The sequence below is a fragment of the Natronorubrum halophilum genome, from assembly GCF_003670115.1.
In the GTDB taxonomy this organism is placed as follows: domain Archaea; phylum Halobacteriota; class Halobacteria; order Halobacteriales; family Natrialbaceae; genus Natronorubrum; species Natronorubrum halophilum.
In genome coordinates this window covers 271,592-284,719 of record NZ_QQTY01000002.1, presented here as the reverse complement: position 1 = coordinate 284,719, position 13,128 = coordinate 271,592, and the positions used below count along the sequence as shown (strand labels likewise).

Here is a 13,128-nt window from a genome sequence, read left to right as displayed (position 1 = left end):
GCGGGGTCGTCAACCGGCGTACGCGGCCGCGACACGAGACTGCCACGGCGTCGGACTCGAGATTACAACTCCTCGAGCGAGCGCAACTTCTGTTCGACGGCCGGCGGCGCAGCGCTCGGCCCGTCGCGGACGCGGTGATCGGGGATCAAAATCGGCGTTGGATTCTCTTCGAGAGCGGTTCGGACGAGGATGATGTCGTCCTCGTCGTCCGGATCGAGACCGGACGTCATCCGAGCGAGCGCTTCGACATCGACCTGCTCGCCGTAGGGAATCCCCCGCACCTGCTCCAAGACGGCCCGCTGGTCGGTCGGGACGGTCAGAGCGATCTGTACGTCGTCGAAGTCGATCTCCTCGAGTCCATCGAGGTACTCGAAGATGTGCTCGAGAACGGGGTGTTCGGCTTCGGCCTCGTCTTCCGGGATGGTCGGAAACGAAACACGCAGAACACGTCCGCTGGCGGCACCGATCTGGACGGATCGATCGAGATACGACGATTCCCGCGCGTAGATTCCGGCGTCCGTAACGTCCTCCATACGTTCGTGTAGGTGATACAGGCATGAATATTCGCCGGTCGCTTCGTCTCGAGCGTTTCGACACGACTTCGGTAGCGTCTCCGGCCGGTACGTGACGGAACTCGAGCGCGTCGCGTTCGTCCACTGCGCCCCGGCGCGCGCCGCCGCGCGGCGGTTCAGTAATCGGCGCAGTGCGGGATCGGTTCGCCACCAATCCCTCATCGCTCGTCGCGATGGCGCAAGGTTTTTGTACACATGAGTACGTCGATGTACAACAATGAACTCCGATACGGAGCTCGCTCCCGCGGTGGCGTCGATCCTCGAGGCCGCCCGGGAGCGGTCGGGTGGCGGCGATGGTGCCGTAGACGTCGACGCGCGGTCGCTATCCGACGCCATCGCGCGAGCCGAGGCAGACGGTCGCGTCCCGGTGATCGCCGAGGTAAAGCCGACGAGTCCGACAGCGGACGGCACGCGCGAGGATGACCCGGTCGAACTGGCCGAGGCGATGGTCGAGGGCGGTGCGGCGGCGATCTCGGTGCTCACCGAGCCGAGCCACTTCGGCGGCTCGCCCGAGGCGCTGACCCGGATCCGAGAGGCCGTCGACGTCCCGGTCCTCCGCAAGGACTTCGTCCTTCGGGAAGAACAGATGGACGCCGTCGAGGCCGACCTCCTCCTGTTGATCACTCGGTTCGTCGGCGTTCGCGAATCGAACGATTCGCGGGCCGATCAGAGCGCGTCGCGTTCCGACGCTGCCCTCGAGGAACTCATCGTGGCGGCCCGCGACCGAGGCTTCCAGCCGCTGGTCGAGGTTCACGACCGGGCGGAACTCGAGACCGCGCTCCAGGCGGGGGCGGAACTCATCGGCGTGAACAACCGGGATCTGGCGCGTCTCGAGGTGGACCTCGAAACCTTCGAGTCCGTCGCGCCCCACGCGCCTGATGAGGTGACGTTGATCGCCGAGAGCGGCGTGTCGACGCCCGACGACGTCCGACGGATGCGAGAGGCGGGCGCCGACGCCCTCCTGATCGGCAGCGCCGTCATGGACCACGGCGCGGGCGACAGCGACGTGGCCGAGAACACCCGGCGATTGGTCCGAGCGGCCGACAGAGACGGAATCGAAGAGGAAGACCAGATATGAGCGAACACCAGACTACGGAGACGCATGAGCACGAGTGACCGCGAGCGCGAGCGTGACGGCGAGCGCACGTTCGGCCAGTACGGCGGCCAGTACGTTCCCGAGGCCCTGATGCCCGCCCTGCAGGAACTCGAGGACGCCTACGAGCGCTACGTGTTGCACAACGAGGATGGCTTCATGGACGAGTTCCGTGAGCGGATGCGCGACTTCGGCGGACGACCGACGCCGCTCCAGCGCGCGGATCGACTCAGCGAGCGCTACGGCCGCGAGATCTACCTCAAACGCGAGGACCTCGTCCACGGCGGGGCGCACAAGCTCAACAACGCGCTCGGGCAGGTCCTGCTGGCCAAGTACATGGGCAAAGAGCGGGTCATCGCTGAAACCGGCGCGGGCCAACACGGCACCGCGACCGCGATGGCGGCGGCCCACCTCGACGTGCCCTGCGAGATCTACATGGGCCGGACCGACGTCAACCGGCAGCGGCCGAACGTCTACCGGATGCGAATGAACGGAGCCGAGGTGAATCCGGTCGAGGCCGGCAGCGCCACGCTGAAAGAAGCGATCAACGAGACGATGCGCGACTGGGCGACGACCGTCGAGCGAACTCACTACGTCATCGGCTCGGTCGTCGGCCCCCACCCGTTCCCGAAACTGGTCCGGGATTTCCAGGCCGTCATCGGTCAGGAGGCCCGCAAACAGATCCAGGAGAAGGCCGGACGACTCCCCGACAGCGTCGTCGCCTGCGCCGGCGGCGGCTCGAACACGATGGGTGCCTTTCACGAGTTCGTTCCCGACGAATCCGTCGATCTCTACGCCGTCGAGGCCGGCGGTTCGAGCCTCGAGATCGACGAGAAAGCGGGACTCGCACCCAACTCCGCGACGCTCTCGACCGGAACCGACGGGGTGCTCCACGGCGCGATGACGAAGCTCCTCCAGAGCGAGGACGGACAGATCATGGAGTCTCACAGCGTGAGCGCCGGACTGGACTACGCCGGGGTCGGACCGGAGCTCTCCCACCTCGTCGACATCGGCCGCGTGACGCCAGCTAGCGTCGACGACGACGCCGCGCTCAACGGCTTCCACCGACTCTCGCGGCTCGAGGGGATCATTCCCGCACTCGAGTCGAGTCACGCGCTCGGCTATCTGGAGCGCGCGGCGGGAACCGCCGCGGACGAAGACCTCGGCGACGTCATCGTTGTCAACGTCTCCGGCCGCGGCGACAAGGACCTGGAAACGGTGCTCGAGGAGACCGAGAAGCGCGACCTCGAGGCTGCACCCGAAGTGGTGGTGTTCGACTCGTGAGCGAGTACGACAGCGACGTCGAAGCCGCCATCCGCGAGGACCACCCCGCGCTGATCACCTACATCACGGCGGGAGACCCGTCGCTCGAGGACACGAAAGCCTACGTCGAGGCCCTCGACCGCGGCGGCTCGGACCTGATCGAACTCGGCCTCCCGTTCTCGGAGCCGATCGCGGAGGGGCCGACGATCCAGGCCGCGATCAACCGCGCGCTCGAGGCCGGGACGACCCCGCAGGGCTTCTTCGAGCTGGTCGATGACATAGAAACCGAGGCACCGCTGCTGGTGATGACGTACTATAACATGATCCTGCAGTACGGTTCGGAGCCCGACGTGCGCCCGTTCGTCGAGCGCGCGGCCGAGGCCGGCCTCTCGGGGATCATCGTCCCCGACCTGCCCGCCGAGGAGTCCGACCCGCTTCGCGAAGCCTGTGACGACTACGGGCTCGATCTCGTCTTCATCATCGCGCCGACGACCGAGGGCGAGCGCCTCGAGACCATCATGTCCCAGGTCTCCGGGTTCGCCTACGTCCAGGCCCGCCTCGGAACGACGGGGGCTCGAGCGGACGTCTCGAACGCGACCCACGAGAGCCTCGCGCGACTATCAGACTACGACGTGCCCAAAGCGGTCGGGTTCGGCGTCAGCGAGGGCGACCACGCCGCCGAAATCATCGAGGCCGGCGCTGACGGCGTCATCGTCGGCAGCGCACTGGTCGACATCATCGCCGAGCACGGTTCGGCGGGCTCTGGGACGTCCCAGAACGTCGCCTCGAGCGACGACCCCGCGGCCGAACTCGAGGCCAAAGCTGCGGAACTCAAACGCGGCGCGCTCCGCGGGGCCGGCGAGTCCGACGAAAGCGACGACGAAGCGACCGCGAGGACGCGGTAGATGTACCGGAACCAGAACAGCCATAACTGCAAGCTTGCTACACTCCCGCAATGACTACCACAGGTATCGACGCGCGACTCGAGAGAATCGGCACAGACGGCACGTACGTGATCGTCCCGATGGATCACGGCATCACGATGGGTGCCGTTCAGGGATTGAAGGACATCGAATCGACGATCGACGGCATCACCAGCGGCGGAGCGGACGCGGTCCTCACACAGAAGGGGATCGCACCTCGCGTCCACGAAAATAAAAACGGCAAGGGGTACATCGTTCATCTCAACGGCTCGACGACGATCGGTCCCGACGAGAGCGAGAAACGGATGACCGGAACCGTCGAGGAAGCCGTTCGGGTCGGCGCGGACGCCGTCTCCTTCCACATCAACGTCGGCTCGGACCACGAACCCGACCAGATCACGCAGCTCGCCGGCGTAACGGAAACGGCCGAGCGCTTTGGCATGCCGGTGCTCGCGATGGCGTACGCCCGCGGACCGGGCGTCGATCCCGAGGACCCCGAGGCGCTTGGTCACGCGGTCCGTCTCGCGGAGGAACTCGGCGCAGACGTCGTCAAGACGGGCTACAGCGGCGACGCCGAGAGCTTCCAGCACGTCGTCGAGTCGACCCGACTGCCGGTCGTCATCGCCGGCGGCTCGAGAGGAACCGACCGGGAAACGATCGAGATGGTCCGCGGCGTGATGGACGCCGGCGGCGCGGGCGTCTCGATGGGGCGATCGATCTTCCAGCACGAGGACCCCGAAGCCATCGCCCGCGCGGTCGCCGGCGTCGTTCACGACGACCGTTCGACCGACGACGCGCTGACGAACGCCGGACTGACGCTCGAGGCCTGAACCGGACGGCTCTTTTTCTCGCGCTCCCACGGCTGAATCGCTCTCATCCGCCATCCCGGAGACGCTCCGAGGAGCGGTCGCGGACGATCTGTGTGAAAGACGCTGGGAGAGACGACGTGACGACAGCCGGCCAACAGCTATCCGTCTCGATCGAGTATCCGCACTCGTGACACGTCCGCCGGTTCGAACGCACCGACTCGAGGAAACCGAAACCGGAGCGTACACCGAGTTGCTGTACGACGACGGGGCCAACGAGGAGGTGTTGGTCTGTGCGGCACACGGCGGCCACATCGAACCCGGCACTGCGGAGCAGGCGGTCGAACTGGCCGCCCGACTCCCGAACGCCAGTTGCTGGGCGTGTCTCGGCTACGACGAGCAGCACAGCCCATTCGAGTTGTGGCATCCTCCCTCGAGCGCCTTCGGACCGGAGGCGTACCCGCTGCTCGCCGAGATCGCCGAACGCGACTTCGAGACCGTCATCAGCTTCCACGGTCTCGGCGACGACCGGGTGCTCGTCGGCGGCGGGACCGACGCCGACACGAAACGCCGCGTCGGCGACCGACTCGAGTCGGCGGTGACGGCGTCCGTCGAACCCGTTTCCGCGGGTCGGTACGCCGGGGTCAGCCCGAACAACTTCGTCAACTGGCTCTCGCGGGAGGGCTCCGGCGGCCTCCAACTCGAGCAGAGCCGCACCGTTCGAATAGACGAATACGACGCCGTCGTCTCCGTTCTCGAGGAATTGCTCGAAGACGGAGTCCTCTAAGCGGTCGCCCTCACTCGAGTTCGCCCGATCCGATCTCGAGCGGGTCCGTCCGGACGAGGGCCTCGACGACCGCCGATCCGATGCGAGCGGCGTTGTCGATCGCCAGCGCGAGGCTGGCCGGGTTGCCGTCGAAACTCTCCGCGACGGACTGGCCGGGTGCCGGCCGGTCGTAGTTGGCGACGGCGCGCACGCTCAGATACCGCTCGCACAGCCCGAAACGCTCGAGGGCGGTCGCCGTCGCGGCGTCTTCCATCTGGGTCGTCACGTAGGGCGCGACGCCGTAGCGCTCGCAGAGCCACTCGACCTCCCGCGCGTACCGGAGGCCGTGCCAGAACTCGTCGCCGCAGACGGTCGTCCCGCGTTCGACCGTCGGCTCTGCGTCGGGTGCCTTCGGATACTCGCGCTGGTACTCGCGAGCGCCGGCGTCCTCGAGCAGGTCGACGCCGCGAGCGGCGGCGAGTGCGCCGTCGACGACCGAGTCCTCGAGACGGTGGACGTAGTCCCGCGGACGGTAGGCGAGAAGATCGATCGGGCGCTCGTCGTCGGATTCCGCGGCCGATTCGGCGGGTTCAACGGCGAATTCGGCGGTCTCGGCGACGTTCGACTCTGCGCGGTGGTCCCATCGATGTTTCCGGTCCCAGTCGACGACCGCGTCCGCGATCGCGACGGAGCCGAGTGCGGTCGTTTCGGGCGACGATCCCGCGATTCCGCTCGAGACGATGTAGGCCGACTCGAGGTCGATCTCAGGGGTTGCGAGCAACGCGGTGACAGTCGTCGCCGCGTCGCTCTTGCCGATCCCGGTCGTCGTGATCGCGATTCCGGTGTCGGTCAGATAGAGAGGCGTATCCGTGCCGGGAACCGCGAGTGCGTCCACGAGTTCGTACCGCTCGAGCCACGGCTGTCGTTCGTCGAGCGGCGGCTCGAACGCTGCGGTGAGCACCAGTGCGGTGGGTCGAACGGGAGCGTCCGGATCTGGTTCGCGCGGTTCCGGAAGCGAAGTATCGTCCGTGGTCATGGCTGGTTCTCACAGAAAGCGTAGCGTGTCCTTGTCAAGTGAACGATCTCGACTCGATTTGGCGTCGATGCGAGCGGGACAGGCGACATAACTCGAGGAATACGTTATCGCTCGCGGTCTCGTGTACCGTTCGATTCGAGGGAACGAACGCCGTGACGAGCAACCGTAACACCTTCTAAATACGGCTTCGTTCCCCAGTCCGTGACCGACGGCGACGACGATTCCGGCGCGGAGCTCACGATCGACGACGAAATCGTCGCTCGAGCCCGGATCCACGCCCGCGAGGTGCTTCGGGAACACGACCTCGAGATCGATCGCGCTTCCCTCGAGTGGAGCGTCACGACGCGCGCTCGCCGACGTGTGGGGGCGTGTCGGTGGGACGCGGACCGCGAAGTGGCGACGATCGTGCTCACGCGGCAGGCCTACGAGCGCTACGAGTGGTCGGCGTTCGCGGGCGTCGTCAGGCACGAACTCGTCCACGCGTGGGAGTTCCAGCGCTTCGGCGAATCGGGCCACGGGCCGCGGTTTCGCGAGCGAGCGGCGCGACTCGAGGCCGCGCGTCACTGCCCGACGTTTTCGGAGCCGCGGTACGTCCTACGCTGTCTTTCGAGCGACTGTGACTGGCGAGCGAGGCGACATCGCGCCTCGAAACCGGTGAAGGTGCCCGATCAGTACCGGTGTGGGTCGTGTGGCGGGAGCTACGAAGTCGAACACGCCGAGAGCGGGCGGACGTGGACGACCGCGAGCGGGTTCGGCGGGGCGAAGGCAGCGCTCGGCGAGACGTGGTGACTACGGGAGCCAAGGCGGCCGTCACGGTGGCTGCGAATTCATGGAGACCCACGATCGCGTCGATTCACCACGAGGCGTCCACGGAACACTTATTCGACTCTGTGGTCCAGTTTCAGCTATGGGAATACTCGACTTGATGCTGGGACAGTCCGGTCCCGGCGAGCAAGGGGTCGAAGGTCGGTCGTACATGTTGCCGAAGGAGACCCACGACTTCGTCTACCCGGTCGCGGTACGACCGGCGGAACTCGAGGCGTTCGTCGCCCTGCTCGAGGCCGATGCCGACGCGCCGTCGCTCGAGGACAACACCGACGAACTTCAGGACGTCTTCGACGAGGTTCTCGGCGACACCGAGATCGATGCCCGGGAACTGGCCGAGAAACAGCGCAAGCCGCGAGTCGAGACCGAAGCGGTGATCGATCACTGGATCGAGCAAGTAACCGACGATATCGGCGTCGTCTACGCCCGGCCGGGCACGTATCCGACGCTCCTCTCCTTCGTCAGACGCTGCAAACAGCGCGACGAACGGGACGACGACGAGTTCGAACTCCCCGAGAGCTTCGGCGAGGGGACCGCCCTGCTCAAGCGACTCGAGACCGCCACCGACGATCAGTATCGCGCCGTCGTTCACACGGACCTGCTCCCGGACGAGTAGCCGTCCCGTAGAACCGACTTTCAGACGATCGTTTCGAACGCCTCGAGCGACGCGAGTTCGTACGTCGGCTCGTGCTCGACGCCGTCGCGGTCGTCGTGACCGAGGTCGATCCACGCCGAATCGATCCCCATCGCGTTCGCCCCCGCGACGTCGGCGTGCAACGAGTCGCCGACGTGGATCGCGGCGTCGGGCGTCGCCTCGAGTTGCCCGAGCGCGTACTCGAAGGGGGCCGCACTGGGTTTCGGATAGATCCCCGCGCTCGGTTCGGTAAAGACGCAGACGTCGAAGGCGTCCGCGATATCCAGCGCCTCGAGTTTTTGGGTCTGCGTCGGCCGGCCGCCGTTCGTGATGAGCCCGACCTGGCCCCGCTCGCGGGCGTACTCGAGGGCGGCTTTCGCTCCGGGTCGGAACGCGACGGCGGTCGGGTCCTGCAGTTCGAGATACCGGTCCGCGAGCGCTGACGAGACGGCGGGATCGACGTCGGCGCGGGTGGCCACTTCGGCGAACAGGTGCTCGTAGAACTCGCGATCCGTTTCGGCCGTCGGCAGCGACGGGACGGCGGCCCGCAGGTCCGCCGGCGTACAGAACGGCTCGAGACCCGCTCGCTCGAAGGTCGACTCGAGCAGCGTCGCCGCGTCCTGCGTCGGTTCGCAGAGGGTGCTGTCGAGGTCGAAACAGATCGCGTCGTACGCTGCCATCTATCCGGTGTACGAGGGCGTGCGTTCTCAACGTTTCGGCGCGTGCGAACGTTTGCCAGAGCGTACCACGGAGAGGAGGACGATGCCGACGCGATCTGCGCGCGTCCGATCCACAGCTGTTATTTTTCCTGACACGCCTCTCGGAGTATGGACGTCGTCAAACGAGTGCACATCGTGCCGCTCGGCTACGAGTACGACCGCATTCTCGAGCCGATCCGGAACCAGCGGGCCGACCTGGTCTACCTGCTCGAGGATAACGGCGCGGGCGAGAACGCACGAACCGGCGAGGCCGAGTACCACGACGAACTCCGGGCCGAACTCGAGTCGACCGTGCCGGAAGTCAGAGTGTGGCCCTGCGACCTGACGGACGTCTACGCCGTGCTCGGCGAGGTGACGACGATCGCCGCGAACCACGCCGAAGATACCGTCTCGGTCAACGTCTCCGGCTCGGGGACGATTCCCGCGATCGGAGCGACGATGGCGTGCATGGACGTTTCGACGGACGCACGGGCCTACTACGTCGAGCCCGCGGCGTACGATCACGACGGCGAGCGCGATCCGATCTCGAGTGGCGTCGCCGAAATCGAACAGCTCCCGACGTACCCCCTCGAGTCGCCGACGCCCGATCAGGTCGCGATCATGGCGTTCCTGTCCGATCCAACCTCCTGGGAGGGCTATCACGAAGCGCGGACCGCACCGCCGAAGAAGAAGGATCTGATCGAGTACGGCCGAGCGAAGGAACTGTCGTTCATGGCCGATCGACAGTCGCCGGCGGAACACGGCAGCGAGGACAAGGGTGCGTTCCGCGTCCTCGATACCCGTATCCTCGAGCCGCTCGAGGCGGACGGCTACGTGACGATCGAGTCGGTCGGCCGCCGCCGCGTGATCAAACTCACCGAACAAGGGGAGAACGCCTACCGCGCGTTCAAGCACAAACTCGCGGAGCGCGACGACGACGAGCGATAGCGTCGTCGCGTCGCCGAACCGTTCGACAGCACACCGGCGCGAATGGAGGGCCGCCGTCAGCGGGTGGAGGGCCGCCGTCAGCGGAGAGGCTGGCAGCGCGCGTGCCGACTTATTCGTCACCGTTGACCAGCGCATCGAGCTTCGTTCCCAGCCGCGCGAACTCGAGATCGGCCTCGAGACGTTCGACGTGGGTCCGAAGTCCCGCCTGGTCGAGCCCCCGTTGCTCGAGGTCGTCGCGACACCCGTGAGGGTCGGTCGCTCGAACGAGCAGGATGGGAGCGGCGTCGGCGAGCGACGAACCGGGAAGCTCGGGGCCAACGACACGGCCGCGTTCGGCGGCGGCGAGGAGTTCGTGCGCGACGATCAGCCTCCGTCGCAACGACCGAATCTCCTCGGGGGCTGCCGGCGGGCTCAGGTGACTCGCCAGTAGCTTCTCGGCCGCGACCGCGCGGTCGGGATCGACGTCGAACGCCGCCGCGAGACGGTCGCGGTCGATCGCTGGCGACTGGGTTCGACGGCTCGCGAGCCGAACGGCACCCAGTACGGCGGCCGCGTGGCCGTACTCCAGCGTCGCCAACTCGCCGGCGTGGTCGAACGCTGCACGAGCGACGTCGACGACAGCGTCCGCCTCGAGTCGACGCGCGGCGTCGGCAATCGTCAGTTCCGCATCCGCCGGGCAGTGTCACTGACCCATGATTGAACGAACGACTTATCCGATATTATCTATTTATGAGAAAGTATCTGTACTAATGTGACTATTAGTACTACCGTGATTATCCATACTAACGTGACTATCGGCGACGAATCCACCACCGACTCTCGCCGAAGCGGATCGGACCAAAGAGCCGCGGTGTGCCGTCCGATTCGATACCCGGCCCGGAACCGGCGGTCTCCCCTGTGGCATTCGCCACGTTCAAGCCGGTTCCCTTCGACGGTCGATTTATGACGCGATCTGTCTGGGTAAAAGCCGACGATACCGTCGGCGACTGGGACGACCGCCGTGCGAGAATCACCGCCGCACTCGAGGCGGGCGCAGACTGGGTACTGGTCGACGAAGACGACGTCGGGCGCGTGCGCGAACTCGGCGACATCAACGTCGCGGCCTTCCGAACCGACGGCGACGTGACGCTGGTCGACGACATCGACGACGCCGAAGCCGACAGCGAAGACGCCGAGCCGACCGCACGGCCCGACGCCGTCATCGTCGGCAAGGAGGGAGAAGGCGACGCGACGATCGATCTCCCCGAGGACCTCTCCGGCTCTGCGGACCTCTCGACGCTTCGCCGCGGCGGCGACCTCGAGCGCGGTGCCTACGTCCGCATCCTCGCCAAGGAGTACGAACACTTCGCCGAAACCGCCGCCGACGAGGCCGACTACACCATCGTCATCGGCGAGGACTGGACCATCATCCCCCTCGAGAACCTGATCGCCCGCATCGGCGACGACACCACCCTCGTCGCCGGCGTGACCACCGCTGAAGAGGCGAAGACGGCGTTCGAAACCCTCGAGATCGGCTCCGACTCGGTCCTACTCGATTCGGACGATCCCGACGTGATTCGAAGAACCGTCGACGTCCGCGACGAAGCCGAACGCGAGTCGTTAGATCTCGAGTACGCCGAAGTGCTCGACGTCGAACGCATCGGCAGCGCCGACCGGGTCTGCGTCGATACCGGCACCCTGCTTGAACACGACGAGGGGATGCTCGTCGGATCGATGGCTCGCGGTCTCGTGTTCGTCCACGCCGAGACCGCCGAATCGCCGTACGTCGCCTCGCGGCCGTTCCGGGTCAACGCGGGCGCGGTCCACGCCTACGTCCGCACGCCCGACGGCGGCACGAAGTACCTCTCGGAACTGCAAAGCGGCGACGAGGTGCAGATCGTCGACACCGCCGGCAACACCCGCGAAGCGATCGTCGGCCGCGTCAAGATCGAGAAACGGCCGATGTTCCGGATCGCTCTCGAGACCGAAGACGGCGACCGGATCGAGACCCTGTTGCAGAACGCGGAGACGATCAAGATCCCCACGCGCGAGGGTCGAACGGCGGTGACCGACCTCGAGGCCGGCGACGAGCTCCTCCTCTACTACGAGGATACGGCGCGACACTTCGGTGAGGCCGTCGAGGAGAGTATCATCGAAAAGTAACGAACCCGTTCGGAGTTCGACGTTGCGAATCCGCGATTTCACAGCGCGCAGCGACGGCCGTTTCGGGACGATCGTTCATCGATCGGCGATCGAGGATACCGACGGACGGAAAACCGAGCAGTTCAGGGACGGGGCGTCTCTTCCGTCTCGCGTTCGGCCGCTTCCGGATCCGTGGATTCCTCGGGCATCTCGGATTCGATCGGCTCGAGACGGGTCGTACACCAGTGACAGAACGTGAGATCCTGATCGAGTTCCTTGCCGCAGTTGGGACAGGACGGTCCGTCGCTCGACGTGTTTCCGCCCGGCGGGAACCCGACCGCCCGAAACGTGGCGTCGATCGTCGCGAACAGGACGAGAAACGAGAGCACGAACTGGGAGATCGAATCGGTCTCCGTGGTGACGATATCCATCACTTCGGCCGGCGAACCGGCAGCGGCGATCTGGCCAGTGGGGAAAAAGAACCCGATCGCCAAGAAGTAAAGGCCAGCAAACACGAGGGCGCGAAGCCAGTCCCGAATCAAGGCATGGCCTGCACCGGGCAAGAGTACCGAAAGACCAGCGGCGAAGATCGCGCGAAACCATGTCATCGTGCGTGATACTAGGAGACCCCGACCCTTAACATTCCGATTTCTCTCCGACGACCGACTGAGGCGCGCATCCGGGCCCGCAGGCGCGACGGCGGTCGATCGTCACTCGTGTAATCGAGCGACCAGTTTCGAGAGCGTCTCGAGATCGTACTGCCCCGGTGCGGTCGCCTGCGCCGGATCGACGGGGGCGTAGCCGATCTTCGACCCGTACACCGGTGCGACTGCACGCGTGTGGCTCCCGACTTCTCCCATCGCCATCGTTGCGACGGTGTCGCCGTGGGCAGTCAACTGCTCCGTGGCCGAAAGCAACGCGAGCGTATCCTTCTTCGACGCCGCGGTTACGGCCATCTTCGCGACGTCGGCGTACTTGCTCGCCTCGGTCAGCGTCGACACCATCTCGCCTCGAGCGGGCGTCCCCTCGAAATCGTGGGTCGACGAGACCACGGCGACGTCGCGCTCGCGAGCCGTTTCCAGCACGTCCTCGGCGTCGCCCTCGAGAATCGCCTCGAGTTCGATATCGATCGCCCCGACGGCGTCGAACCCGGTCGCTTCGGCCAGGACCTCGAGTCGCCGCTCGTCGTCGCCGCTCCACTCACCGCCCTCCCACTCGGCCCGGTTCGTTGCGAGAATCGGGAGTTCGTCCCCGCCATCGTCGTAGGTCTCGAGCGCTTCCAGTGGCTCCTCGGCCAGATCCATCCGGAACTCGATCGCGTCCGCGTGCTCGCGGGCGGCGGGTTCTTCCGAGAGGTCGGCCGTCGGTGCAGCGAGCACGAACGAGTCGAAGTCAAGTCCCATCGATACTGGTGGTGAGAACGAGCGCGAGAAAAACGGTGTC

14 protein-coding genes and 1 pseudogene are annotated in these 13,128 nt (G+C 66.2%); 9 read left to right on the top strand and 6 right to left on the bottom strand.

What is annotated here, in order from left to right; genetic code table 11:
* Positions 1 to 62: 62 nt before the first annotated feature.
* Entirely contained in the window at positions 63 to 533 is a 471-nt protein-coding gene (locus tag DWB23_RS07525; RefSeq protein ID WP_121743047.1) for an MGMT family protein, read from the bottom strand.
* A gap of 256 nt (positions 534 to 789) precedes the next feature.
* Here DWB23_RS07525 and trpC point away from each other — a divergent pair, with 256 nt between their 5' ends.
* The 5 genes and pseudogenes from trpC to DWB23_RS07500 all read left to right on the top strand — a co-directional run bounded on the left by trpC (position 790) and on the right by DWB23_RS07500 (position 5,444).
* Positions 790 to 1,650: an indole-3-glycerol phosphate synthase gene (trpC, locus tag DWB23_RS07520; protein ID WP_121742208.1), complete on the top strand. Its 861-nt coding sequence runs from the start codon at positions 790 to 792 to the stop codon at positions 1,648 to 1,650.
* A 24-nt stretch (positions 1,651 to 1,674) separates the two neighbouring features.
* Positions 1,675 to 2,949: a tryptophan synthase subunit beta gene (gene trpB / locus DWB23_RS07515; RefSeq protein WP_121742207.1), complete on the top strand. Its 1,275-nt coding sequence runs from the start codon at positions 1,675 to 1,677 to the stop codon at positions 2,947 to 2,949.
* Positions 2,946 to 3,859: pseudogene (gene trpA / locus DWB23_RS07510) on the top strand (tryptophan synthase subunit alpha). Before trpB ends, trpA begins: the two are co-directional and overlap by 4 nt.
* A 24-nt stretch (positions 3,860 to 3,883) precedes the next feature.
* The gene (locus DWB23_RS07505) at positions 3,884 to 4,681 is read left to right on the top strand and encodes a 2-amino-3,7-dideoxy-D-threo-hept-6-ulosonate synthase (protein WP_121742205.1); all 798 of its coding nucleotides are present in this window, start codon (positions 3,884 to 3,886) and stop codon (positions 4,679 to 4,681) included.
* A 166-nt stretch (positions 4,682 to 4,847) separates the two neighbouring features.
* The gene (locus DWB23_RS07500) at positions 4,848 to 5,444 is read left to right on the top strand and encodes a poly-gamma-glutamate hydrolase family protein (protein ID WP_121742204.1); all 597 of its coding nucleotides are present in this window, start codon (positions 4,848 to 4,850) and stop codon (positions 5,442 to 5,444) included.
* A 10-nt stretch (positions 5,445 to 5,454) separates the two neighbouring features.
* On the opposite strand, the gene DWB23_RS07495 is transcribed toward DWB23_RS07500, so the two are convergent.
* Positions 5,455 to 6,459, bottom strand: a complete 1,005-nt coding sequence (locus DWB23_RS07495) for a phosphorylase family protein (protein WP_121742203.1) — start codon at positions 6,457 to 6,459, stop codon at positions 5,455 to 5,457.
* A 201-nt stretch (positions 6,460 to 6,660) separates the two neighbouring features.
* On the opposite strand from DWB23_RS07495, the gene DWB23_RS07490 reads away from it, so the two are divergent.
* On the top strand, positions 6,661 to 7,248 hold the full coding sequence (locus tag DWB23_RS07490) for a SprT family zinc-dependent metalloprotease (protein WP_121742202.1): 588 nt from the start codon (positions 6,661 to 6,663) through the stop codon (positions 7,246 to 7,248).
* Positions 7,249 to 7,366: 118 nt separating this feature from the next.
* Entirely contained in the window at positions 7,367 to 7,900 is a 534-nt protein-coding gene (locus DWB23_RS07485) for a hypothetical protein (protein ID WP_121742201.1), read from the top strand.
* A 20-nt stretch (positions 7,901 to 7,920) separates the two neighbouring features.
* On the opposite strand, the gene DWB23_RS07480 is transcribed toward DWB23_RS07485, so the two are convergent.
* The gene (locus tag DWB23_RS07480) at positions 7,921 to 8,598 is read right to left on the bottom strand and encodes an HAD family hydrolase (protein ID WP_121742200.1); all 678 of its coding nucleotides are present in this window, start codon (positions 8,596 to 8,598) and stop codon (positions 7,921 to 7,923) included.
* A 147-nt stretch (positions 8,599 to 8,745) separates the two neighbouring features.
* Here DWB23_RS07480 and DWB23_RS07475 point away from each other — a divergent pair, with 147 nt between their 5' ends.
* Positions 8,746 to 9,564 (top strand): HFX_2341 family transcriptional regulator domain-containing protein, encoded by an 819-nt coding sequence (locus tag DWB23_RS07475; RefSeq protein WP_121742199.1) that lies wholly within the window; start codon positions 8,746 to 8,748, stop codon positions 9,562 to 9,564.
* A 109-nt stretch (positions 9,565 to 9,673) separates the two neighbouring features.
* Here DWB23_RS07475 and DWB23_RS07470 read toward each other — a convergent pair whose 3' ends face one another.
* Positions 9,674 to 10,225, bottom strand: a complete 552-nt coding sequence (locus DWB23_RS07470) for a hypothetical protein (protein ID WP_121742198.1) — start codon at positions 10,223 to 10,225, stop codon at positions 9,674 to 9,676.
* 281 nt (positions 10,226 to 10,506) lie between these two features.
* On the opposite strand from DWB23_RS07470, the gene DWB23_RS07465 reads away from it, so the two are divergent.
* Positions 10,507 to 11,706, top strand: coding sequence for a 3-dehydroquinate synthase II (locus tag DWB23_RS07465; protein ID WP_121743046.1), 1,200 nt, complete (start codon positions 10,507 to 10,509; stop codon positions 11,704 to 11,706).
* Between the two features lie 122 nt (positions 11,707 to 11,828).
* On the opposite strand, the gene DWB23_RS07460 is transcribed toward DWB23_RS07465, so the two are convergent.
* Together DWB23_RS07460 and DWB23_RS07455 are read right to left on the bottom strand one after the other, a co-directional pair.
* The gene (locus DWB23_RS07460) at positions 11,829 to 12,293 is read right to left on the bottom strand and encodes a zinc ribbon domain-containing protein (protein WP_121742197.1); all 465 of its coding nucleotides are present in this window, start codon (positions 12,291 to 12,293) and stop codon (positions 11,829 to 11,831) included.
* A 102-nt stretch (positions 12,294 to 12,395) separates the two neighbouring features.
* The gene (locus DWB23_RS07455) at positions 12,396 to 13,088 is read right to left on the bottom strand and encodes a type I 3-dehydroquinate dehydratase (protein ID WP_121742196.1); all 693 of its coding nucleotides are present in this window, start codon (positions 13,086 to 13,088) and stop codon (positions 12,396 to 12,398) included.
* Positions 13,089 to 13,128 lie beyond the last annotated feature (40 nt).

What these genes read in the sequence shown, in the direction of transcription:
- DWB23_RS07495 (WP_121742203.1), bottom strand. Translation starts at nt 6,459, where the DNA reads ATGACCACGGACGATACTTCGCTTCCGGAACCGCGCGAACCAGATCCG.
- DWB23_RS07505 (WP_121742205.1), top strand. Translation starts at nt 3,884, where the DNA reads ATGACTACCACAGGTATCGACGCGCGACTCGAGAGAATCGGCACAGAC.
- DWB23_RS07475 (WP_121742199.1), top strand. Translation starts at nt 8,746, where the DNA reads ATGGACGTCGTCAAACGAGTGCACATCGTGCCGCTCGGCTACGAGTAC.
- DWB23_RS07485 (WP_121742201.1), top strand. Translation starts at nt 7,367, where the DNA reads ATGGGAATACTCGACTTGATGCTGGGACAGTCCGGTCCCGGCGAGCAA.
- DWB23_RS07460 (WP_121742197.1), bottom strand. Translation starts at nt 12,293, where the DNA reads ATGACATGGTTTCGCGCGATCTTCGCCGCTGGTCTTTCGGTACTCTTG.
- DWB23_RS07525 (WP_121743047.1), bottom strand. Translation starts at nt 533, where the DNA reads ATGGAGGACGTTACGGACGCCGGAATCTACGCGCGGGAATCGTCGTAT.
- trpC (WP_121742208.1), top strand. Translation starts at nt 790, where the DNA reads ATGAACTCCGATACGGAGCTCGCTCCCGCGGTGGCGTCGATCCTCGAG.
- DWB23_RS07480 (WP_121742200.1), bottom strand. Translation starts at nt 8,598, where the DNA reads ATGGCAGCGTACGACGCGATCTGTTTCGACCTCGACAGCACCCTCTGC.
- DWB23_RS07465 (WP_121743046.1), top strand. Translation starts at nt 10,507, where the DNA reads ATGACGCGATCTGTCTGGGTAAAAGCCGACGATACCGTCGGCGACTGG.
- trpB (WP_121742207.1), top strand. Translation starts at nt 1,675, where the DNA reads ATGAGCACGAGTGACCGCGAGCGCGAGCGTGACGGCGAGCGCACGTTC.
- DWB23_RS07455 (WP_121742196.1), bottom strand. Translation starts at nt 13,088, where the DNA reads ATGGGACTTGACTTCGACTCGTTCGTGCTCGCTGCACCGACGGCCGAC.